This is a genomic window from Alphaproteobacteria bacterium (genome assembly GCA_020638555.1).
Taxonomy (GTDB): Bacteria; Pseudomonadota; Alphaproteobacteria; order Bin95; family Bin95; genus JACKII01.
In genome coordinates, this window is record JACKII010000004.1 from 172,843 (window position 1) to 193,583 (window position 20,741).

Genomic DNA, 20,741 nt, shown 5'->3' on the forward strand with positions numbered 1-20,741 from the left:
GTTACCTTGATGCAGCGACGTGGTTCGGCGAAGCTTGTAAGAGACGATGTTCTGTCGTCTCGAGCCGTGAAGTATGTAGCTGCAATTGAGCGCATATTAACCGCTGAAAGACAAAAACATATTGAGAAAACTATCTCAATCAGAGCGGCAGATTTACTATTTGACCATAAACGACCCAGAGGGTGGGAAGATAACAAAAACAAAATTCTTACGGCATATAAGCTACGATCTGACTTGCTCCACGGAGCCATATCACCTCATGACGAAATTGTCGCTCAAGGTATTAATAATTGCGGCGATATTGCCGAGGATATACTTCGCATTATCTTGTTCCGACTAGGCAAGGATGCTCTACTGATGGAAGAAGCATCCGATAAGCGATATAAAAATTGGCTTGATCGAATAAGGGAGCACGTGGCGTCAATGATGCCACCAGTGGAGCCACATTAGGGATTCACCCCATGTCCTCTGACGTCTATGCCCGCCAGAATTTTGGCAACCGGGTCGGGCTCGGCCGGAAGCCGGCGCTGCTGATCGTCGATTTCCAGGTGGGCTTTGCCGATCCGGACGTGTTCGGCGGCGGCAATGTCCGGGACGCCATCGCCGCCACCATCCCCCTGCTCCGCGAGGCCCGCGCCCTTGGCCTTCCCGTCGCCTACACCCGCGCCGTGTTTGCCGACGATGGCTCGGACACCGGCGTGTTCGGCCTGAAGGTGCCGGGGCTGAAGCGGCTGACGGATGCCGCCCCGATCTCGCAAATCGTGCCGGAACTGGCGCCCGCGCCCGGCGAGTATGTGGTGCGCAAGACCGGGCCCAGCGCGTTTTTCGGCACCTCGCTCGCGGCCTGGCTGAACGCCAAGGGGGTGGACTCGCTGCTGGTGACCGGCGCCACCACCTCCGGCTGCGTGCGGGCGAGCGTGGTGGACGCCATCAGCTACAATTACCGCACCGCCGTCGTCACCGACTGCTGCGGCGACCGGGCGCTGGAGCCGCACGAGGCGAACCTGTTCGATATGGGCCAGAAATACGCCGACCTGCTGACCGCCGAGGAGGCCATCGCCGCCCTCCGCGCCGTGGTCGGCCGCAACCGGGAGACCTGATGCCATGGTCGATGCCCTCGGCTATCGCCGCAAACTCGCCGTCGTCGCGCCCTCCACCAACACGGTGGTGCAGCCGGAATTCGACCGCATGGCGCCCTACGGCGTCACCAACCATTTCAGCCGCATCCACATTCCCGACGACCCGCTCGGCTCCGACGCGGATTTCGAGCAACTGATGGTGCGCATCCGCGCCGAGCTGATGCAGGCGGTCGACCGCGCGATGACCGCCCGGCCGGACTATCTCATCATGGGCATGTCGTCCGAGACCTTCTGGGGCGGGCTCGCCGGCTCGCAGGAGCTGGAGGCGAAGCTGAAGGCGCGCTCGGGCCTGGAGGTGGCCATGGGCTCGGACGCCTGCCAGGCGGCGCTGTGTGCCTATGGCGACATCAAGCGCATCAGCGTGGTCACGCCCTACATGCCGGTGGGCGACGAGGAAGTGCGGAAATTCTTCACCGATTGCGGCTTCGAGGTGCAGGCGATCTGCGGCCTGAAATGCCCGAGCCCCACCGGCATCGCCCATGTGGACGCCCGGACGCTGCGCGACGCCGTGCGCTCGGTCGACGACCCCCGGGTGGAGGCGATTTTGCAGGTGGGCACCAACCTCGCCTTCGCGCATATCGCGCCGATGGCGGAGTTCTGGCTCGACAAGCCGGTGCTGGCGGTGAACACGGCGACCTATTGGTGGGCGCTGCGCCAGAACGGCATTGCCGACCGGGTGGACGGATTCGGCAGCCTGTTGCGCGACCACTAATCCGGGACGCCGCGGCATTCCGCGATTGCGGCGGATCGGCCTTCTTCTCTTTGCGCCCGCCGTCAGCGTTGCTATTGAGAACGATGGACGCAAAGGGAGGCCCGTGTCCGGCCATGACAATTCACCTGCATCAGGGCGATCTGCCCGACGGCATCGACTGGGGCGACGCCGTCGCCATCGATTCCGAGACCATGGGCTTGATCCCGGGGCGGGACCGGCTGTGCCTCGTGCAACTGTCGGCCGGCGACGGCGACGCCCATCTGGTGCAATTCCGCCGCCCCGCCAGTGCCGACCTGCCCGACTACAGCGCGCCGAACCTGCGCCGGCTGCTGACCGACGGCGGTGTGACAAAAATTTTCCACTACGGCCGCTTCGATATCGCGGTGGTGCAACACTATATGGGAGTCGTCTGCACGCCGGTGTATTGCACCAAGATCGCCTCCAGGCTGGTCCGCACCTATACGGACCGGCACGGCCTGAAGGATATCTGCAACGAACTGCTGGGCGTGCAGTTGCAGAAGGAACAGCAGTCCTCCGACTGGGGGGCCGAGACGCTGAGCGACGCGCAATGCGCCTACGCCGCGGCCGACGTGCTGCATTTGCATCGGTTGCGCGCGGAATTGGACCGGCGCCTGGCGCGCGAAGGCCGCACCGCCCTGGCGGCGGCCTGTTTCGAATTCCTGCCGACCCGTGCGGCGCTGGATCTAGAAGGTTGGAGTGACGTTGACATCTTCGCCCACAGTTGAGGCCCCGGCCGACGCCGCCGCGATTCTGACCACCGCCCGCCGCGTGCTGCGCACCGAAGGAGCGGCGCTGGCGCAGATGGCCGACGAGATCGGCGATGCCTTCGCCCGCGCGGTCGAGGCGCTGGGGGGAATCGGCGGTCGCGTGGTCGTGACGGGCATGGGCAAGAGCGGCCACATCGCCCGCAAGATCGCCGCCACCATGGCCTCCACCGGCACGCCGGCCCAGTTCGTCCACCCGGCCGAGGCCAGCCATGGCGATCTGGGCATGGTCACCCGCGCCGACGCGCTGCTGGCGCTCTCCAATTCCGGCAACACGGCGGAACTGGGGGATGTGCTGGCCTACGCGAAGCGGCTGGCGCTGCCCATCGTCGCCATTACCGCGCGTGCGCCGTCCGCCCTGGCCGACGCCGCCACCGAAACCCTGTTGCTGCCGAACGCGGAGGAGGCCTGCCCGATGGGCCTCGCCCCCACCACCTCGACCACCGCGACCATGGCGATGGGCGACGCGCTGGCGGTGGCGCTCTTGGAGCGGCGCGGCTTTTCCGCCGAACAATTCCGCGCCCTGCATCCCGGCGGCACGCTGGGGCGGCGCCTGCTGCTGGTGCGCGACGTCATGCACGCCGACCTGCCGCTGGTGCAGGCCGATACGCCCATGAGCCAGGCGCTGGTGGCGATGACCGCCAAGAGCTTCGGCTGCGTCGGCGTCTGTGCCGCCGACGGCTCGCTGGCCGGGATCGTCACCGATGGCGACCTGCGCCGCCATATGAGCAGCGACCTGCTGGAACGGCCGGCCGGCGCGATCATGACCGCGAACCCGCTCACCATCCGCGCCCAGGCGCTGGCGGTGGAAGCGCTGGCGCTGATGAACGACCGCCAGGTGACCAGCCTGTTCGTGTTGCCGCCGGACGCCGATGCCGGTGCCGCGCCCATCGGCATCATCCACATTCACGACTGCCTGCGGGCCGGCCTCTCATGACGGCGATCGCGGACCACAACGCCCGGCGCGACCGGATTTTCGAGGGAGGCGCGCGCCGCAGCCATGCCGGCGGCCGGGGCTATTCCCGCCTCGTGCGCTCGCTGCGGCTGCTGTTGCCGTTGCTGGCCGCCGGGTTGCTGGTGCTGGCGGTGTTGTGGCCGAGCCTGGACCTGCGTCACGCCGTGCTGCCGGACGCCGACAGTCTGAAGCTGGACGTCAACGACGCCCGTGAGGTGCGCATGCGCACCGCCCGCCTGGTCGGCGAAGACGAACAGGGCCAGCCCTACGAACTGTCGGCGACCGAAGCGCGTCAGGGCGACGACGGCATCAACACCGTGCTGCTGGATCATCCCGCCGGCCGGATCGCCCTGCAGGACGGGGCCAAGCTCGACCTGGAAGCCACCAAGGGCGTGTTCGACCGCAAGGCCAAGGAATTGGATCTGTCCGGCGACGTGACCGTCCATCACGGCGACGGCTACCGGTTCGAGTCGGAGTCGGCGTCGGTCGACATCGACGCGGGCCGCGCGGTCGGCCATCAGCCGATCCACGGCAACGGACCCGAAGGCGAGATCCAGGGCGAGGGCTTCGAAATCCTCGACAAGGGCCGCACGGTCAAGATTCTCGGCAAGTCCCGCCTCCTCATCACCGAAGTGCCGGAGCAGAAGTGACCCGCACGCCCCCCCTTTCCCGTACTGCCGCAGCGGCCCTCCTGGCCGTGGGGCTGTTGGTGCTACCGCCGCTCGGAACCGGGGCGATGGCGCAGCAGCCGGGCCTGCCCGGCCTCGGCAGTTCGAACGCGCCGCTGGAGATCGAGGCCGACAACGGGCTGGAACTCTACCAGGACCGGCATATGGCCGTGGCCAAGGGCAATGTCGTGGCGCGCCAGGGCGAGGTGACGCTGCGCGCCGACATCCTGTCCGCGACCTATGAGGATACGCCGGAGGGGCAGCGGCGCATCCGGCGTATCGATGCGGTCGGCCATGTGCGCATCTCCACCGCGCGCGAGAAGCTGTTCGGCGAACACGTCACCTATGATCTGGCGCGGCAACTGATGCTGGTGTCCGGCAAGAACATGCGGATCGAGGCGCAGAAACAGACCATCCGCGCCGACGAGAGCCTGGAATTCTGGAGCGGCGAGAACCGGGCGGTCGCCCGCGGCAACGCCGTCGTCACCCAGGACACCACCTCGCTGCGCGCCGATGTGATCGAGGCCTTGCTGAAACCGAAGGACAAGCGGGGCAAGACGGCCAAGACGCAACCCGACACCGCCGCTGCCGGGCCGTTTCCGGCCGAGGCCTCGGCGGTCGACCGCATCCGCGCGTGGGGCCGCGTCACCATCAAAACCCCGTCCGAGACCATCGAGGGCGACCGGGGCGACTACGAAGTCGACGGCCAGGTTGCGACCCTGAGCGGCAATGTCCGGATCAGCCGCGGCCGGAACCAGCTGAACGGCGAAGAGGCCATCGTGAACCTGAAGACCGGCGTCAGCCGGCTCACCGGCGGCAAGGGCGGCCGCGTGCGCACCATCCTGTTCCCGGGCAGCGGCGGCGGTCTGGATGCGCCGGCTCCGCTGAGCTCGCGGCGCGAAGAGGCCGCCGGCCAGTCCGCGAAACCCGCGGCACCGGCAAAGGATGCCGGCGCGGCACCGACCGATCCACCCATGATCAAGGCCCCGCCGCCCCCGAAAACCCCCTCGCCTGCGAATACCCTCTCGCCTGCGATGCCGCCCGCTCCGCCACCGCTAACGCCGCAGTCTTTCACACCGCCATCGGGCACACCGCCATCGGGCACACCGCAGCCGAGCACCGCGCCCGCCGCCGCACCCAGCGCGCCGGAGGCCGCAGCGACACGGGCCGAAGCGGTTGCGGCCCTCACCGCATCGCCGCAGATCGATCCGCCAGCCATGGGCACGGCGGCGGCCCCTGTTCCGCGGTCCCGGCCGACGGCCGCGGGAGACATGGCGCCCATTCCGCCCACCCGTCCGCGGGGAGCCAACTGATGGTCGATACCGTCGGCATCGAAGACAAGCGTTTCAACGTCCTGGCCGCCTCCCCCGGCCTGGTGGCCGAAGGGCTCGGCAAGAGCTACAAGCGGCGGCCGGTGCTGCGCGAGGTCTCCCTGAACGTGCGCCGGGGCGAGGCCGTCGGCCTGTTGGGCCCGAACGGCGCCGGCAAGACCACCTGCTTCTACATCATCACCGGGCTGATCCGCCCCGACTATGGCCGTATCCTGCTGGACGGCCGCGACGTGACCCATCTGCCCATGTACCGCCGGGCCCGGCTGGGCATCGGCTATCTGCCGCAAGAGCCCTCGATCTTTCGCGGACTGACGGTGGAGGCGAACATTCGCGCGATCCTGGAAGTGGTGGAGCCGCGCGGACCGCGCCGCGAAGCGCTGCTGGACGATCTGCTGGCGGAATTCTCCATCACGCGCCTGCGCCATACCTCCGCGCTGGCGCTGTCGGGCGGCGAGCGACGGCGGGTCGAGATCGCGCGGGCGCTGGCCGCGCGCCCCAGCTTCATCCTGCTGGACGAGCCGCTGGCGGGCATCGACCCCATTGCCGTCGGCGAAATCCGGGCCCTGGTGGCACACCTGAAACACCGCGGGATCGGCGTTCTCATCACCGACCATAACGTCCGGGAAACCCTGGACCTTGTCGATCGGGCATACATCTTGCATGATGGCAATGTGCTCATGGAAGGCACGCCGGCAGAGATCGTCGCCCACGACCGCGTGCGTCAGGTTTACCTGGGAGAAACCTTTTCTCTTTAAGGGCTTAATCGACATTATCGCTGGAAAATGGTTGGATTCGCCAGCGGGTTTTCAGAGACCCGGTTCTCGCCCGAGACGAGCAAGACCCTTCCCTTCGTGTCAGGAGGCAGCCAAACGGCCCTATGTTCCGTGGTTCTGATTGCGGCAAACTCGCGCATGCATTGCACGACCGCCGCACTGTCCGGCATGGGCCGTTGCTGACCGAGAGGGTTTCGGGCGATGGCACTCAATCAGCGGCTCGACCTGCGGCACAGCCAGACCCTGGTGATGACGCCGCAACTGCAACAGGCCATCCGGCTGTTGCAGTATTCCAACCTGGAACTGAACGCGTTCATCGAAACGCAATTGCAGGAAAACCCCCTGCTGGAGCGTCATAACGACGACGATGCCGCCGACGCCCCCCCTCAGATGGCGGACGCGGTGGCGACACCGCGCGACACCGCGGACGTGGTGCGCGAAGACGGCAATTTCGATCAATCGCTGGACTCGACCGACACCGACTATGCCAATGTCTGGGACGACGGCAGCGGCGGCCGCGAGTCCGGCCTGGTCTGGAGCGATGGCGGCGGCGGGGGCAGCGCTGGCGGCGATGGCGACTCGCCCGGATGGGAGAGCTTCACCGCCACACCGGTCAGCCTGCGCGACCACCTGATGAACCAGGTGCACCTGGAGTTTTCCGACCCGGTGGAGCAGATGATCGCCACGGCCATCATCGACGACTTCGACGACGCGGGCTATTTCACCGGCGATTTTGCAACGCTTGCCGGGCAAACCGGCGTCGACACCAACACCGTCGCCTGGGTGCATTCCCGCATTTTGCGCTTCGACCCGGTGGGCATCGGCGCCCGCTCGCTGGCGGAATGCCTGCGGCTGCAACTGGCCGAACGCGGGGAAATGTCGCCCGAACTGGAAGCGCTGCTGAACCATCTGCCCCTGCTCGCCAAGCGCGATTTCAAGACGCTGGCGCGGCGTTGCGGCGTCGATCTGGGGGCGCTTGGCGGCCTGATCGAGACCTTGCGGTCGTGCGCACCGCGACCGGCGGCCGGGTTCGACGACACGCCGGCGGTCACCGTGATTCCCGATGTGCTGGTGCGCCGGGGCGGCAAGGGCGGCTGGATCGTCGAACTCAACCAGGATGCGCTGCCGCGCGTTCTGGCCAATCGCGACTATTACGCCTTCGTGCGCTCCAGCGCCCGCAGCCAGGCGGATATCGACTTTGTCGTCGGGCAATGGCAGGCCGCGAACTGGCTGACCAAGGCGCTGGAACAACGGGCCAACACCATTCTCAAGGTCGCAACCGCCATCGTGCGCCAGCAGGAACGCTTTCTGGAAGAGGGAGTCACCGGCCTGCGCCCCATGACCATGCACGAGGTCGCGGAGGAGGTGGGCGTGCACGAAAGCACGGTCAGCCGGGTCTCCAACGGCAAATACATGGCCACTCCCCAGGGTGTGCTGGAACTGAAGTCGTTCTTCACAGCCGGCGCCGGCGCGGTCGGCGGGACCGAATCCCAGTCGGTCGAGGCGGTCCGCCACCGCATCCGCCAGTTGATCGAGGCCGAAACGGCCAAATCCGTGCTTTCCGACGAGAATCTGGTGGAGCTGCTGCGCGCCGATGGCATCGAGCTTGCGCGCCGCACGGTCGCCAAATACCGCGAGGCGATGAACATCCCCTCTTCCGCCCAGCGCCGCCGCGTCCTGCGCCTCGCCGCCTCCTAAAGGTGTGTCCAGCCGCGGAATATGGTAGGATTGACGTCATTGGCGGCACTGCCTAAGTTCCGCCGCTTCCGTCCGGCCGGCGGCCGCAAACGGGCGCCGGAACGGCAATGGCAAGGATGATCGGAGACGGTATGGAGATCACAACGGCAGGCAAAGGCGTCGATGTCGGCGAAGCCTTGCAGCAGCACATGCGCGAACATCTGACGGGAGCGGTCTCCAAGTATTTCGACCGCGCCGTCTCGGCCCATGTCACGCTTTCGCGGGACGGCGGCAATTTCCGCAGCGATGTGACCGTGCATGTCGGCCGGGGAATCGATGTCCAGGGCCATGCGCTCTCTGCCGATCCGTATCAGGCGTTCGACCAGGCGGCGGATCGGGTGGCCAAACGCCTGCGCCGTTTCAAGCGGCGGCTGCGCGACCACCATGCCACCCCCGTCGATACCGGCATGCCGGCCCAGCGCTATGTGCTGTCGGCTCCGGTCGACGAAGAAGAAGAGGCCGACCTGGGAGTCGAAACCGCCGCCGATACCGAGGGCGCTGCGGTAATCGCCGAAAGCAAAACCTTGGTTTTGGCCATGTCTGTTGCCGAAGCCGTCATGCATCTTGACCTCGGCGAACATGAAGCGTTGATGTTTCGCAATCGGGCGTCCGGTCGATTGAACACGGTTTACCGGCGATCCGATGGCAATGTGGGTTGGATCGACCCGGAGGGAGCCTAGGCGTTCGTCCCGGGCCCACCGAATCCTAACCCGTTCAGACTTCACAGCGACGGTGCATTCATGCAGCTGACCGAAATTTTTGCGCCCAACACCGTACTTCCTGCGGTCGATGCATCGACCAAGACCCAGGCTTTGCGGGCGTTGGCGGAAGCCGCTGGCGAGGCGTTGTCGCTCGACCCCAAGATGATTTTCAACGCCCTGCACGAGCGGGAGCGGCTGGGGTCGACCGCCATCGGCAATGGCGTGGCACTGCCCCACGCCAAGATTTCCGGCCTGGACCGTCTGGTCGGCTGGGTCGCCTGCCTGGAGAATCCGGTGGAGTTCGACGCTGTCGACGACCAGCCGGTCGACCTGGTCATCCTGTTGCTGGCGCCGGACAATGCCGGCTCGGAACACCTGCGGGTGCTGGCCCAGCTTTCGCGCCTGGCGCGCGACCACAAGCACTGCGCCGCCGTGCGCGACTGTTCCGGCGCTCACGCCGTCTGGCAAATGCTGACGGCGGGCCAGGACCGCCAGAAGGCCGCCTGACCCGCGGGACACGCCCATCCCACCGCCCGCTGGCGCTGGAATGGGAGGGTTCTTTGGCTCAGGCTCAGTGCAGGGCCATTGGTTCCAGTTCGTTCTGAACAATAGCGCCCAACGCCTTGTCTCGGCTCTCGGAAAATCCGATGACCACGCCGGCCGCCGAACAGATCGCATAGCCGGACAGGCCGTCGATGACGGCGGGGCGCAGATAGGCCACCTGTTGCAGGCCCCAATTTTGCAGGTCGAATTCGGACGGACTTGTCGCGTGCGGTGCGTTTTGCATTGCGATACTCTCCCCTGTTACAAATCGACGGTGTGAGGGCGCCCGGCGCGGGCGCCGTTCTGGATCTCGATCGTCCGCGAGCGGACCGCCGGCTCGGGCCGGTAGAGATCGATGTGCAGCAGGCCGAGTTCCATCGTGGCCCCGGCCACCTCGATGCCTTCTGCCATGACGAAGCGCCGCTGGAACTGGCGCCCGGCAATGCCGCGGTGCAGGAAAACGCGCTCGCGCTCGTCCTCTGCCTGGCGGCCGCGGATGATGAGTTGGTTGTCCTCCACCGTGATGGAGAGCTCATCCTCGGCAAAGCCGGCCACCGCCAGCGTGATGCGCAACGCGGTCTCGCTGATCTGCTCGATATTGTAGGGGGGATACCCGTCCGCCGATGCCTTGCTGACACTGTCGAGCACGCGCTCGATATGGTCGAATCCCAGCAAAAGCGGGCTGTTGAACAAAGATACCCGGGACAATGGCGTATCTCCTAAAAGCGGCGGCCTTCCGGGCGCACCGGAAGCCGCATCGTCCGCGCGGCCCGCCCCATGCGGCGCCGCACCACCGGCCTCTCCTCAGAGCTGGCCCGTACCCATAGGAGATAGGATTGCGAACGCCCGCGTCAACGGGCAAGCTGCGGTGCAGCATTCTCCGGCGCGGTGTCGCGCCGCTGCCCGTTCGGGAGACCGCCCATGCCGAAACGGCTGACCGCAGAACAGGTTCAGGACTACGAAAGCCGGGGCTTCGCCTGCCCGGTGCCGGTGCTGACCCCGGCGGAGGTGCGCGACGCCCGCGCCGCCATCGAGGCGTTCGAGGCCCGTACCGGCCGCACGCTCGACTATCCGGAGAAATCCAAGTCCTATCTGCTGTTCGACTGGGCCGACCGGCTTATCCGCCACCCGGCGATCCTGGACGCGGTCGAGGACCTGATCGGCCCGGACATCCTGGTCTATCACACCACCATGTGGATCAAGGACCCTGGCACGCCGCAATACATCGCGTGGCACCAGGACGGCACCTATTTCTACCTGGACCCGGCCGAGCACGTGACCGCCTGGGTGGCGCTGTCGGACGCCAGCGAGGAAGCGGGCTGCATGCGCGTGTTGCCGGGCACGCACCGGGACGACTGGCACCGCCACGACGACGATACCAGCCCCAACAACCTGATCCTGCGCGGGCAGGCGATCTATGGGCAGTTCGAGGGCGAACAGGGTGTGCCGATGCCGCTGAAGGCGGGCGAGATGAGCCTGCACCACACCAAGCTGGTGCACTGCTCGCACCCGAACGCCGCCACGGACCGGCGCATGGGCTTCGGCATCAGCTATATCCCGACGCGGGTGCGCGACGTGGGCGAGACGCCGGGCTCGGCCATGCTGGTGCGCGGCGAGGACCGCTTCCGCCATTTCGCAGCGGAAGAGCGCGTGGGGGCGGAGTTGAGCCCGGAAGCCTATGCCAATCACGAACGGCTGATGAAACGGTTTCGCGCCCGGCAGGATGCAGCGGCGCGGATCACCAAGACGGTCGAATACGCCGCCATGCGGTGAGCCGGTCGGCGCGCGGTGTTCCCCGGCCGCTGCGGAGCGGCGAGCCGGGGCCGGTATCCTTCAACGAACACCGGCGGCGGTGTTCGGATGCCGATAGCGATCCCGGATGCCCGCGCTGCGGGCTCAGGGATACGGGATGATGGTGTTGCTGGCCTCAGGCGGGCTCGATCACCAGGAAGGTGCGGGTTTCGATGCTCTCGCGGGGCGGCGCGCTCGGGTCCTGGTCCGGCAGTTGGAAGGCGCCGTGCGGCGTGTATTTGGCGCGGCCGTCGGCGCTGTCCCAGCCCTTGATCAGCAGCACCTCGTCCGGGGTCATGAGCGGCGCGTAATACCAGTCATGGCCCTCGGCATAGGCGAGCTGGTAGATCTCGCCGGTACGGTCCGGAAAGCGCTGGTCCGTGGCGATCAGGTCCGCCTTCGGCACGCTGTTGGCGGCGGCAAGCGCCAGCGGCGCGCGGCGCACCGGGCCGGTGATCGGCCGCCAGACATTGATCTGCACCACGCGGCCCCCCGCCGCCAGCACCCGGTCATACTCCGCCGCGCCCATGGCGTCCCTGGCGCGCTGCGGGCCGCTCTTGTCGGTGTAGTCGCAATGGACGCGGGTCGCGGGGCCGCGCAGGCCGTCCGGATTTTTCGCCCCCGTGCCGCTATCCGAGCGGCGGGTGTGGTCGAAAATATAGACGGCGGAGGCGCCGAAACGCCGTTTCAACAGGGCAACGACCTCCGCATTGTAGGCCACGTCGACCAGATCGGCGTCGTAGAAGTCCCGGATGGCCGTCGGCTCGCGCAGCAGTTCGAAGCCCTCACGGTCGACATCGGCGCCGATCGGGCGCAGGTCGCGCACGGGGACGGTGTGCTGCTCGGTGCGGAAATGCACTTCCGGTTCGCCGCCGGTCAGGGCGGAACTGAGGAAGTAAGGCTTCTCGTCCTGGCGGATGATGTAGGTGAGCGCGGCGCGGGTGGTCGCAGCCGGGCGCTCGGCGAGGGCGGCAGAGGTCATGAGAGGAACTCCGGTGCATGAAACGTGTTGGAGCAGACATAGGCGGTTCCCCCCATGCTGTGAACACGCAAAGCTTGCCATCCTTTCGCGAGGAGCTTTGCGCCCGGCGCGAAAGTGCGACAGGTTGTGTCCGTCGCCGCCTTATTCCCCGGGCCAATAAATGGAGGTCTGAGAGGTCCTGTTGGCATCCCCTCGGCGTTTCCCGGCCGAGCCGGAGGCGAGCGCCGGGACCGGCCTCATCCTTCGAACACCGCCGCTGCCCGTGTTCCCACGCCGACGCCGGCCCGACGCTCCGCCTCATCAAGGGAGCAGGGGCTTCCCAGGACCGCCGGCGATACCTAGATAAGAACGATGACCGTCAGAGCGGAGCCGAACGAGGCGGAACGACCATGACCCGGGACCGAACGACCGGAAAGCGCACCACCACGAGCCAGGAAAGCCCAGCCAGGCCGGACGAACGCGTGCGCTACGAGGTCTACGGCATGGCCATCGACGAGATGATCCGGGGCGCCCTGGCGCCGGAGCGCGAAGAGGCGGCGCGGGCCGAAGCTAAGGCGAAAGCCGAAGCGGAGGCGCGGACCAAGACCGAACCGCAGCCGGACGAGCCGGCATGGCCCAGCCTGGAAGACCTGAAGGCCCAGGGCCCCCACACCCGTCGCGGCCGCCGCTGACCGGACCGACAACCCGGCCCAAGGACCCACTGCGGCGATTGGCAACGCCTGCGGGATGCGTGTAGACTGCAACGCAATTGCACCAACCGACGGGATCTTCATGCCATGACCGCTGCCGCCCTGCGCAATACGCCTTCGGTTAAGGATCAGGTCAGTGCCGAAGAGTGGCAACTGCGTCTCGACCTTGCCGCGCTGTACCGGCTCGCCGCCAAGCACGGCATGACCGACCTGACCTACACCCATTTCTCGGCGCGCGTGCCGGGCGATGCGGACGTGTTCCTGCTGAACCCCTATGGCTTGCGCTTCGATCAGGTGACGGCGTCCAGCCTCGTCAAGATCGACGTGGACGGCAATATCCTGCTGGACAACGGCCACAGCGTGAACGCCGCCGGCTTCACCATCCATTCCGCGGTGCACATGGCCCGCCACGACCTGAAGGTGGCCGCGCACACGCACACGCCCGCGGGCATGGCGGTCTCGGCGCTGGAGGAAGGGCTGCTGCCGCTGACGCAGAAATCCATGCGCTTTTATGGCCGCACCGCCTATCACGGCTTCGAAGGCCCGGCGCTGGACCTGGACGAGCGCGAGCGCATCATTGCCGACTTCGGCAGCGACAACCACACCATGATCCTGCAAAACCACGGCATCATGGTCTGCGCCGGCTCGGTGCGGCAGTGCTGGACGCGCCTTTACACGCTGGAAAAGACCATGCAGGCGCAATTGCTGGCTATGGCCTCCGGCGCGCCGCTGCGCCTGCCGCCCAAGGACGCCTGCGAGAAGGTGGCCGCCCAATGGGACAAGGGCGACGACACCTACCGCCAGGACGGCTGGGAAAGCCAGTTGCGCCTGCTCGACCGCGCCGATCCGACCTGGAAGCATTGAGGAAGGCGCCGAACCATGAGCGTGACCGCAATGAGCGTGCCGACCCGGACGGGCGTGCGCGAGCAAGTCAGCGATGCCGAGTGGCAGACTCGCGTCGATCTGGCCGCCCTCTACCGCCTCGTCGCCCATGAGGGCATGACCGACTTGGCCGCCACCCATATTTCCGCCCGTGTGCCGGGGCCGGAGGATCACTTCCTCATCAACCCCTATGGCCTGATGTACGAGGAAGTCACCGCGTCCAACCTGGTCAAGGTGGACATGAACGGCGAAAAGGCGATGGAGAGCCCGTTCCCCGTGAACCCGGCCGGCTTCACCATCCATTCCGCCGTGCACATGGCCCGGCCGGACGTGCAGTGCGTCGTCCACACCCATACGGCCGCCGGCATGGCCTTTGCCAGCGTCGAGACCGAATTGCTGCCGATCAGCCAGACCGCCGGCTATTTCTACAAGCATATCGGCTATCACGCCTGGGAAGGCATCAGCACCAATCTGGACGAGCGCGAGCGGATCGTGCGCGACCTGGGCAGCCATCGCGGCCTGATCCTGCAAAACCACGGCCTGCTGGTCGCCGGCCCGACCATCCCCGCCGCCTGGGTGATGATTTACCAGCTGGAACGCATCTGCCGCACGCAGCTCGAAGCCATGGCCGCGGCGCGCGCGATGGGCAAGGACGTGGTGGTCATGCCGCCGGAAGTCGCCGACAAGACCGTCGAGAGCATGAGCCGCAACTTCCAGAACGCCGCCGAGGGCAGGACCAATTTCGATTGGGAAGCCTATCTGCGCATGCTGGACGAGACGGACGACAGCTACCGGCATTGACCCCGGACATCGCCCGACCGCCGTCATTGCGAGTCCCGGACTCGGGTCCGGGGCGAAGCAATCCGGCAACAGGCTCCGGATGCAACGACTGGATTGCTTCGTCGCTTCGCTTCTCGCAATGACGACAAGTGGGGGCTCGAAGCGATGTCGAACAGGTGAACCAGAAAGAGGAAGCCTCACCATGCCCGCCACCGCCGTTGCCACCGTGCCCAGCCTGAAGGGCAAGGTCAGCCCCGAGGAATGGGAGACGCGGGTCGAACTCGCGGCCTTTTACCGTCTGGTCGCCCAGCATGGCTGGGACGATCTGGTCGGCACCCACATCTCCGCCCGGGTGCCGGGAACGGACGGCAAGCACTTTCTGCTGAACCCCTATGGCCTGCTGTTCGACGAGATCACCGCCTCCAGCCTGGTGAAGGTGGATTTCGACGGCCAGGTGCTGCATGAGAGCGCCTATCCGGTGAACGCGGCCGGCTTCACCATCCATTCCGCCGTGCTCGCCGGGCGCGAGGATGTGGTCTGCGCCGCGCACACCCATACGGTCTCCGGCATGGCGCTCTCGGCCGTGCAGGGCACACTGCGCCCAGTGCATCAAAAGGCGCTGCGCTTCCACAACGCGCTGTCCTACCACCCCTATGAGGGCATTGCCGACGACCCCGAAGAATGCGCACGGCTGCAACGGGACCTGGGCGAGAACGATGCCATGGTGCTGGAAAACCACGGGCTTCTGACCTGCGGCCGCACCATCCGCGGCGCCTGGGCGCTGCTCTACAATCTGGAGAAATGCTGCCAGGTGCAGGTGGCGCTGGAAGCCGCCGGCGGCGCCATTGTCGAGCTGTCCGACGACATCAAGGAAAGCACCTACCGGCAATTCCAGCGCACGCTGAAACACAACAAGCAGGGCGGCAGCAAGCTGGACGGCTGGGAAAGCTCCCTCCGGCTGCTAAAAAAGGCCGATCCCAGCTTTTTGCACTGATCGCCCCCGCCATCAGGCGTCATTGCGAGCCCCGATCCGGGGCGAAGCAATCCAGACCGAAGGCTCCACCACGCTCGAACGCCAAACTGGATTGCGTCGCCGCCTGCGGCTTCTCGCAATGACGGCGACCCAAGAAACGGAGACCGAATCCCATGCCCCTCGACTATCTCGACATCGACCCCGCACCCTCCGTCAAGGACCAGGTCTCGCCGGAGGAATGGGAGATCCGGGTCGAACTGGCGGCGCTCTATCGCCTCGCCGCGCGGCACGGCTATACCGACCTGGGCGGCACGCACTTCTCCGCCCGGGTGCCGGGGCCGGACGACCATTTCCTGCTGAACCCGTTCGGCATGATGTTCGCCGAGATCACCGCGTCCTCGCTGGTGAAGGTGGACGTGGACGGCGAGGTGCTGCTGGACGCCGGCGGCCACGGGGTCAACGCCGCCGGCTTCACCATCCACTCGTCGGTGCACATGGCCCGGCACGACCTGATCTGCGCCGCGCACACCCACACCGTGGCCGGCATGGCGGTCTCGTGCCTGCAAGACGGGGTGTTGCCGCTGACCCAGCACGTGCTGCGCTTTTACAACCGGCTCAGCTATCACGACTATGAGGGGCCGGCGACCAATCTGGACGAGCGGGAGCGCATCGTCGCCGACCTCGGCACGAACAACAATATCGTGCTGCGCAATCACGGCCTGATGTGCTGCGGCCGCAGCGTGCCCGAGACCTGGCGCAACCTGTTCGCGCTGGAGAAATCCTGCGAGGCGCAGTTGCAGGCCATGGCCATGGCCAACGCCTCCGGCCGGCCGCTGGTGTTCGTGCCGGAGGCCGTGGCGCAGGAAACCAGCGACAAGGTCGAGGCCCGCCACGGCAAGGACACGGTCAGCCGCGACTGGCCGACCCAGCTGCGCCGCCTGGACGCGGAAGAGCCGGACTACGCCACTTAGACGGACCGGTCATTGAGTCCGGCGCGAAGGAGCACCAGCACAGGCCAGCGGCAGTCAGACACGCACCCCGCCTCCCCTCCCCACCTCTCCCGCGCAGGCGGGAGCCCATGCCTGGGCGCTGCTCCCAGAGTCCGGACTTTGGGGGAAACACTCAGGCATGGCCCCCGCGTCAAGCGCGGGGCGGTGAGAAGAGATGAGAGGCGCGCTTCCGACAAGCCCCATACCCCGGACAGTGCGGAGCGCCGGTCCGAGGCCGGTGTCGTCGTGCGAACACGGGCGAACGCGGTGTTCGAAGGAGGACACCGGTCCCGGCGCTCGCCTCCGGCTCGGCCGGGAAACAGGCCGGATCAGTCCGATGGATCGTCGCGACCCTGACGGTCCTCGCGACTGCGGCCCAGCACCTGTTGCGCCAGGCCGGCGGTGCTGGGGCGCGGGGTGGCGTTGAAGGGCATCGGCCGGCACGCCTCCAGGGCGGCCAGGCCGACGCGGATGGTGAGCAGGGCGTTCACCGCCCCCTCGCCCACGCGTTTGGCGACACCCCGCACCAGGCCGCCGGCAATGGCCTCCGGCGCGAACTGGCCGATCGTGTCCATGCCCACCGCCGCCACCAGCGCCACCAAGGTACGGCGGAACAGGGTGCCGCTGGCCAGCAGGCCGGGGCGCAGGCCCTGCACCTCCGCCACGCGGCGGACGACGCTGAGGCAAAGCCACAGCACCGCGACCGCGTCCAGCACCGGATTGTGGCTGATCGCGGTCAGCACGGCGGCGCGGCGGGCAATGGTGCGGATTTCGGCGACCGCGGCCCGGTCGAGCGGTGCCACCACCGTCTGCTCGTAGAGCGCCAGCCGGTCGGCGGCATCGGGAATGTCCTCCCGCGCCTCGCGGTAGCGGGTCAGCGCCCAGGCAAGGTCGGGACGGGCCGCGTGCAAGGCTTCGAGTTGGCGCAACGCGGCCTCCGTGGCGGCGCTGTCGGTGCCGCCCTCGGCCCGTTCCACCGCCGCGCGCAGGCGGGAACGGCCGCGGATGCGGGACAGCGTCAGCACCTCGCGCCCGATCAAGCCGGCTATGCCCAGCGCGATCAAGGCCAGCGAGGCGGCGGTCAGCAAGGCCAGCGGCGAGCCGGTGCCGGCCACCGACAGGGCGCTGTCCACCAGCCAGGCCAGCACGGCGGCAAGCCCCAGGCCCAGCCCGGCCAGCACCAGCCGCCAGAGCCACGACCCGCCCCGGCTAAGCCGTTGCGGCGCCAGCGTGGCGGCGACGGTGGCCTCCGCCTCGGCCCGGTCCTCGGCGTCGCGCCCGTCCTCCGGCCAGCGATAGGCCTCCGGATCGGCGGCGGCGCGGCGCTCGGTGGGGCGCTCTGCCGGGTCGGCGGCGGTTTCTGCCGACGGTCGCGCTGCGGCGGCGCGGCGATAGGGGCCGGGCGATCCCGGTCGGGCGTCGCTCATGCCAGCATGTCTCCCAGCAGGAATTCAACGGCGCGGTCCATGCGCAGCGACGGCGGACCGCGATCCGGCCGCACCGTGCCCGGCATCGGCCGGAAGGCGACGGGCACCAGACGGTCGCCGCCCGCCTCCGCCAGCGAGGCCGGCAGGCTGCCGGGCAGCACCTCCTCGACCCGGTCGCTGTCCAGCGGCAATCCGGCCAGGCCCGGCCAGCGGCCGGACGGCGTTTCGACCTCGATTTCCTGGGTGACGCGCAACGCCGCCAGCGCCTCGGTGCGGATGCGGGCGCCGGCAAAGGACAGGCGCCGGCCGGTCTCACCCACCAGCGCCTCCAGCAAGGCGGCGAGCTGGGCGTGGTCGGCGGCGGGCAGGTGATCGGCCTTGGTGGCGGCGAACAGCACCCGGCTGATGCGCCGGCCGAACAGCAGCGACAGCCACGAGCCCTCGCCATGGCGGAAGGCGCCCAGCGTGCCCTCGATGGCGGTTTTCAGATCGGCGAGGCTTTCCTGCCCCGCCGCCAGATGCTCCAGCAGGTCGACCAGCACCACCTGGCGGTCGATGCGTTGCAGGTGGTCCTCGAAGAAGGGGCGGGCGATCTCGCGCTTGTAGGATTCGAACCGGTCGGCCATCAGGCGGGCAATGCTGCCGCGCTCGGCGCGCGCCGGCAGGTCCGGCAGCGGGAAGAAGGTCAGGGCCGGCGCTCCGGCCATCTCGCCCGGCAACAGGAACCGGCCCGGTTGCAGCACCGAATAGCGCTCCGGCGCGTGGCGCGCCGCCTGGAGATAGGCGTGATAGGCGGCGGCGGCGCGGATCACCGCGGTCTCGTCCACCGGCCCGGCGGGGTCGAGCGCGCCGACCAGTTCCAACCACTCCCCGGCCAGCCGCTCACGCCCGCCGGTGCGCGCCTGCGCCACCGCCTGCCTGGACCACTGGGCGTAGTCGAGACCCAGCAAGGGCAGATCCAGCAGCCATTCCCCCGGATAGTCGACGATATCGAGGTGCAGGGTGCGGTCGCGTTCGAAGCCGAACATCAGCGGCGAGCGGAAGCGGATGGAAAGGCGCAGCTCGCTGACGGCCCGGGTGCTGTCCGGCCAGCGCGGTGGCCGGTCGACGCTGCCGATCAGGTCCTGCATCGCCGCCTCATAGCCGAAACGCGGCACCGAGCCGCCGGGCATCGGCCGCAGCAGTGCGGTGTCGAACCTGTCCTCGGCGATCACCGAGAGACGGCCGAGGCGGGTCGGGTGCAGCAGATGGTGCACAAGGGCAGCAATGAACACGGACTTGCCGGCCCGCGACAGGCCGGTCACCCCCAGGCGCACGCGCCGATCCAGGACCTCGCCGGCTTCCGCAAGCCAGTCCTCAACTTGATGAACAATGTCTGTCATGGGCGGGATATGGGGCGTGGCTCTTCGGGTTGCGATACGCGCGATTAGCAGCGCGGGCGGTTGGAGGGCTTATCGGGCGCAGATGTCTCCCGGCCGCCGCAGAGCGGTGGGCCGGGACCGGTCGCTCTCGCGAACACCGGCGGCGACGGTGTTCGAAGGATGACGCCGGCCCCGGGTCTCGGCTTCGCCGCGCCCGGGGAATATCGGCGCTCCGGGGTTCAGACCCGCATGGCCTCCATGATCTCCGGATAGGCGTCGAAGTCGCCGTCGGCGTCGATCACCACCGAGTGCGAGCGCACGCCGTAAAGCCCGCCGCCCTGCGCCGCCGCCGGCTCCTCGCCTGCCTGCAACGCCTTGGCCGCGCCCAGCAGCAGCCGGCGCATGCGGATCACCGCGGTGTCCGACGTGCCCAGATGTTCGCGCGTGCGGTCCGAGATGGGGCCGGCGCTCTCGACCATGGCCGCGTCCTGGGCCCGGATGCCAGCGATGCCGCTGAAGGTCTGGGTGCGCTGCACCTCGCGGTCGATCAGATAGTCGTTGCCGGCGTTGGCGACCGGCGTCAGCGTGCCGGGGATGCGGGCGGCGTGCTGCGCCTCGCCCCGTTCCCAGCGTTGCACCTCGTCCTCGGAGACCGGCCCGTCGGTGCGGTAGGAGACGCAGAGGATCGAGCAATGGGTGTCGTCGGACGGCACCCACATGCGGAACGACCGCGCCTCGCCCGGCACCGGCGCGATCATGGTGTAGAACGGGAGATACCACTGGTTCATGCGCCAGTAATAGCGGCCGTCATCGGTCTGCCGGCGCGCGCCGAGCACCATGCCGTAGTCGGTGTCGACCACCTTCCATTTCGGCGCGCGGTCGCCGGCAAAATAGGCGCCGGTCAGCGCCGTTTTCTGCTCCGTGGTCTTGTTGACCAGCGAGTGCAGGAAGCTGACATGGGCCGAGTCGATCTCGCCCTCGACGCACTGGGCATAGTTGCAGTCCTGCACCCAGCGGCTGGCGTATTGCTGCTCGGCCGGCAGGTCCATCCATTCGAAACGGGGCGGCTCGCCCATCCGCTCCGGCGGGCCCATATAGGCCCAGACGACGCCACCCAGTTCGCGCACCGGATAGGCTTTGAGCCGGACCTTGGTGCGGAAATTGCTGTCCGGCGGCTCCGACGGCATGTCGACGCAATTGCCGTCCACGTCGAATTTCCAGCCGTGGTAGAGGCAGCGGATACCGCAGTCCTCGTTGCGGCCGAAAAACAGGCTGGAGAGGCGATGCGGGCAGTGCTCGTCGACGACGCCGACCCGGCCCTCGGTATCGCGGAAGGCGATCAGCGGCTCGCCCAGCAGGCGCACCCGCACCGGCGTGCAGTCCGGCTCCGCGATCTCGCGGGCAAGCAGCACCGGCATCCAGAAGCGGCGCATGAGCGTGCCCATGGGCGTATCGGGGCCGACCTGGGTCAGCAGGTCGTTGTCTTCGCGTGACAGCATGGCGGGCGGCCCTCCTCCCGGTCC

The 20,741-nt window shown here is 67.7% G+C and carries 23 protein-coding genes; 17 read left to right on the forward strand and 6 right to left on the reverse strand.

Features of this window, described 5'->3' with window-relative positions; genetic code table 11:
• Positions 1 to 6: 6 nt before the first annotated feature.
• From H6844_14805 to H6844_14855, 11 genes are all read left to right on the forward strand, one after another.
• On the forward strand, positions 7 to 450 hold the full coding sequence (locus tag H6844_14805) for a hypothetical protein (protein ID MCB9930669.1): 444 nt from the start codon (positions 7 to 9) through the stop codon (positions 448 to 450).
• 11 nt (positions 451 to 461) lie between these two features.
• Entirely contained in the window at positions 462 to 1,100 is a 639-nt protein-coding gene (locus H6844_14810; GenBank protein MCB9930670.1) for an isochorismatase family protein, read from the forward strand.
• 4 nt (positions 1,101 to 1,104) lie between these two features.
• Positions 1,105 to 1,851 (forward strand): arylmalonate decarboxylase, encoded by a 747-nt coding sequence (locus H6844_14815; GenBank protein MCB9930671.1) that lies wholly within the window; start codon positions 1,105 to 1,107, stop codon positions 1,849 to 1,851.
• 113 nt (positions 1,852 to 1,964) lie between these two features.
• Positions 1,965 to 2,597 (forward strand): ribonuclease D, encoded by a 633-nt coding sequence (locus tag H6844_14820; GenBank protein ID MCB9930672.1) that lies wholly within the window; start codon positions 1,965 to 1,967, stop codon positions 2,595 to 2,597.
• Positions 2,598 to 2,673: 76 nt separating this feature from the next.
• Positions 2,674 to 3,573, forward strand: a complete 900-nt coding sequence (locus H6844_14825) for a KpsF/GutQ family sugar-phosphate isomerase (GenBank protein ID MCB9930673.1) — start codon at positions 2,674 to 2,676, stop codon at positions 3,571 to 3,573.
• Positions 3,570 to 4,241: an LPS export ABC transporter periplasmic protein LptC gene (gene lptC, locus H6844_14830; GenBank protein ID MCB9930674.1), complete on the forward strand. Its 672-nt coding sequence runs from the start codon at positions 3,570 to 3,572 to the stop codon at positions 4,239 to 4,241. The genes H6844_14825 and lptC overlap by 4 nt, the downstream gene beginning before the upstream one ends.
• A gap of 86 nt (positions 4,242 to 4,327) precedes the next feature.
• The gene (locus H6844_14835) at positions 4,328 to 5,572 is read left to right on the forward strand and encodes a hypothetical protein (protein MCB9930675.1); all 1,245 of its coding nucleotides are present in this window, start codon (positions 4,328 to 4,330) and stop codon (positions 5,570 to 5,572) included.
• A complete protein-coding gene (lptB, locus tag H6844_14840) occupies positions 5,572 to 6,345 on the forward strand; it encodes an LPS export ABC transporter ATP-binding protein (protein ID MCB9930676.1) in 774 nt (257 codons plus the stop codon). The genes H6844_14835 and lptB overlap by 1 nt, the downstream gene beginning before the upstream one ends.
• 219 nt (positions 6,346 to 6,564) lie before the next feature.
• Positions 6,565 to 8,061 (forward strand): RNA polymerase factor sigma-54, encoded by a 1,497-nt coding sequence (gene rpoN, locus H6844_14845; protein ID MCB9930677.1) that lies wholly within the window; start codon positions 6,565 to 6,567, stop codon positions 8,059 to 8,061.
• 131 nt (positions 8,062 to 8,192) lie between these two features.
• On the forward strand, positions 8,193 to 8,780 hold the full coding sequence (raiA, locus tag H6844_14850; protein MCB9930678.1) for a ribosome-associated translation inhibitor RaiA: 588 nt from the start codon (positions 8,193 to 8,195) through the stop codon (positions 8,778 to 8,780).
• Between the two features lie 60 nt (positions 8,781 to 8,840).
• A complete protein-coding gene (locus H6844_14855; GenBank protein MCB9930679.1) occupies positions 8,841 to 9,308 on the forward strand; it encodes a PTS sugar transporter subunit IIA in 468 nt (155 codons plus the stop codon).
• A 64-nt stretch (positions 9,309 to 9,372) separates the two neighbouring features.
• On the opposite strand, the gene H6844_14860 is transcribed toward H6844_14855, so the two are convergent.
• Together H6844_14860 and H6844_14865 are read right to left on the reverse strand one after the other, a co-directional pair.
• Positions 9,373 to 9,588, reverse strand: coding sequence for a DUF1150 family protein (locus H6844_14860; GenBank protein MCB9930680.1), 216 nt, complete (start codon positions 9,586 to 9,588; stop codon positions 9,373 to 9,375).
• A 17-nt stretch (positions 9,589 to 9,605) separates the two neighbouring features.
• Positions 9,606 to 10,052 (reverse strand): Hsp20 family protein, encoded by a 447-nt coding sequence (locus H6844_14865; protein ID MCB9930681.1) that lies wholly within the window; start codon positions 10,050 to 10,052, stop codon positions 9,606 to 9,608.
• A 213-nt stretch (positions 10,053 to 10,265) separates the two neighbouring features.
• Here H6844_14865 and H6844_14870 point away from each other — a divergent pair, with 213 nt between their 5' ends.
• Positions 10,266 to 11,117 (forward strand): phytanoyl-CoA dioxygenase family protein, encoded by an 852-nt coding sequence (locus tag H6844_14870; GenBank protein MCB9930682.1) that lies wholly within the window; start codon positions 10,266 to 10,268, stop codon positions 11,115 to 11,117.
• Positions 11,118 to 11,271: 154 nt separating this feature from the next.
• On the opposite strand, the gene H6844_14875 is transcribed toward H6844_14870, so the two are convergent.
• Positions 11,272 to 12,117: a methyltransferase gene (locus H6844_14875; GenBank protein MCB9930683.1), complete on the reverse strand. Its 846-nt coding sequence runs from the start codon at positions 12,115 to 12,117 to the stop codon at positions 11,272 to 11,274.
• A 389-nt stretch (positions 12,118 to 12,506) separates the two neighbouring features.
• Between H6844_14875 and H6844_14880 the strand changes: the two genes are divergently transcribed.
• From H6844_14880 to H6844_14900, 5 genes are all read left to right on the forward strand, one after another.
• Positions 12,507 to 12,788 (forward strand): hypothetical protein, encoded by a 282-nt coding sequence (locus tag H6844_14880; GenBank protein MCB9930684.1) that lies wholly within the window; start codon positions 12,507 to 12,509, stop codon positions 12,786 to 12,788.
• A gap of 105 nt (positions 12,789 to 12,893) precedes the next feature.
• On the forward strand, positions 12,894 to 13,670 hold the full coding sequence (locus H6844_14885; protein ID MCB9930685.1) for a class II aldolase/adducin family protein: 777 nt from the start codon (positions 12,894 to 12,896) through the stop codon (positions 13,668 to 13,670).
• A gap of 30 nt (positions 13,671 to 13,700) precedes the next feature.
• Positions 13,701 to 14,489 carry a class II aldolase/adducin family protein gene (locus H6844_14890; GenBank protein MCB9930686.1) on the forward strand — a complete coding sequence of 263 codons (789 nt, stop codon included), beginning with the start codon at positions 13,701 to 13,703 and terminating at the stop codon, positions 14,487 to 14,489.
• 181 nt (positions 14,490 to 14,670) lie between these two features.
• Positions 14,671 to 15,462 carry a class II aldolase/adducin family protein gene (locus H6844_14895; GenBank protein ID MCB9930687.1) on the forward strand — a complete coding sequence of 264 codons (792 nt, stop codon included), beginning with the start codon at positions 14,671 to 14,673 and terminating at the stop codon, positions 15,460 to 15,462.
• Positions 15,463 to 15,614: 152 nt separating this feature from the next.
• Complete coding sequence (locus H6844_14900) at positions 15,615 to 16,412, forward strand: class II aldolase/adducin family protein (GenBank protein ID MCB9930688.1); 798 nt, start codon at positions 15,615 to 15,617, stop codon at positions 16,410 to 16,412.
• A 347-nt stretch (positions 16,413 to 16,759) separates the two neighbouring features.
• On the opposite strand, the gene H6844_14905 is transcribed toward H6844_14900, so the two are convergent.
• From H6844_14905 to H6844_14915, 3 genes are all read right to left on the reverse strand, one after another.
• Complete coding sequence (locus tag H6844_14905) at positions 16,760 to 17,857, reverse strand: DUF697 domain-containing protein (GenBank protein MCB9930689.1); 1,098 nt, start codon at positions 17,855 to 17,857, stop codon at positions 16,760 to 16,762.
• Positions 17,854 to 19,239, reverse strand: coding sequence for a YcjX family protein (locus H6844_14910; protein MCB9930690.1), 1,386 nt, complete (start codon positions 19,237 to 19,239; stop codon positions 17,854 to 17,856). Before H6844_14910 ends, H6844_14905 begins: the two co-directional genes overlap by 4 nt.
• A gap of 218 nt (positions 19,240 to 19,457) precedes the next feature.
• Positions 19,458 to 20,717 (reverse strand): Rieske 2Fe-2S domain-containing protein, encoded by a 1,260-nt coding sequence (locus H6844_14915; GenBank protein MCB9930691.1) that lies wholly within the window; start codon positions 20,715 to 20,717, stop codon positions 19,458 to 19,460.
• Positions 20,718 to 20,741: the final 24 nt, after the last annotated feature.

Coding starts and splice junctions, on each gene's coding strand:
- H6844_14810 (MCB9930670.1), top strand. CDS start 462: ATGTCCTCTGACGTCTATGCCCGCCAGAATTTTGGCAACCGGGTCGGG.
- H6844_14815 (MCB9930671.1), top strand. CDS start 1,105: ATGGTCGATGCCCTCGGCTATCGCCGCAAACTCGCCGTCGTCGCGCCC.
- H6844_14820 (MCB9930672.1), top strand. CDS start 1,965: ATGACAATTCACCTGCATCAGGGCGATCTGCCCGACGGCATCGACTGG.
- H6844_14825 (MCB9930673.1), top strand. CDS start 2,674: ATGGCCGACGAGATCGGCGATGCCTTCGCCCGCGCGGTCGAGGCGCTG.
- lptC (MCB9930674.1), top strand. CDS start 3,570: ATGACGGCGATCGCGGACCACAACGCCCGGCGCGACCGGATTTTCGAG.
- H6844_14835 (MCB9930675.1), top strand. CDS start 4,328: ATGGCGCAGCAGCCGGGCCTGCCCGGCCTCGGCAGTTCGAACGCGCCG.
- lptB (MCB9930676.1), top strand. CDS start 5,572: ATGGTCGATACCGTCGGCATCGAAGACAAGCGTTTCAACGTCCTGGCC.
- rpoN (MCB9930677.1), top strand. CDS start 6,565: ATGGCACTCAATCAGCGGCTCGACCTGCGGCACAGCCAGACCCTGGTG.
- raiA (MCB9930678.1), top strand. CDS start 8,193: ATGGAGATCACAACGGCAGGCAAAGGCGTCGATGTCGGCGAAGCCTTG.
- H6844_14855 (MCB9930679.1), top strand. CDS start 8,841: ATGCAGCTGACCGAAATTTTTGCGCCCAACACCGTACTTCCTGCGGTC.
- H6844_14860 (MCB9930680.1), bottom strand. CDS start 9,588: ATGCAAAACGCACCGCACGCGACAAGTCCGTCCGAATTCGACCTGCAA.
- H6844_14870 (MCB9930682.1), top strand. CDS start 10,266: ATGCCGAAACGGCTGACCGCAGAACAGGTTCAGGACTACGAAAGCCGG.
- H6844_14875 (MCB9930683.1), bottom strand. CDS start 12,117: ATGACCTCTGCCGCCCTCGCCGAGCGCCCGGCTGCGACCACCCGCGCC.
- H6844_14880 (MCB9930684.1), top strand. CDS start 12,507: ATGACCCGGGACCGAACGACCGGAAAGCGCACCACCACGAGCCAGGAA.
- H6844_14885 (MCB9930685.1), top strand. CDS start 12,894: ATGACCGCTGCCGCCCTGCGCAATACGCCTTCGGTTAAGGATCAGGTC.
- H6844_14890 (MCB9930686.1), top strand. CDS start 13,701: ATGAGCGTGCCGACCCGGACGGGCGTGCGCGAGCAAGTCAGCGATGCC.
- H6844_14895 (MCB9930687.1), top strand. CDS start 14,671: ATGCCCGCCACCGCCGTTGCCACCGTGCCCAGCCTGAAGGGCAAGGTC.
- H6844_14900 (MCB9930688.1), top strand. CDS start 15,615: ATGCCCCTCGACTATCTCGACATCGACCCCGCACCCTCCGTCAAGGAC.
- H6844_14905 (MCB9930689.1), bottom strand. CDS start 17,857: ATGAGCGACGCCCGACCGGGATCGCCCGGCCCCTATCGCCGCGCCGCC.
- H6844_14910 (MCB9930690.1), bottom strand. CDS start 19,239: ATGACAGACATTGTTCATCAAGTTGAGGACTGGCTTGCGGAAGCCGGC.
- H6844_14915 (MCB9930691.1), bottom strand. CDS start 20,717: ATGCTGTCACGCGAAGACAACGACCTGCTGACCCAGGTCGGCCCCGAT.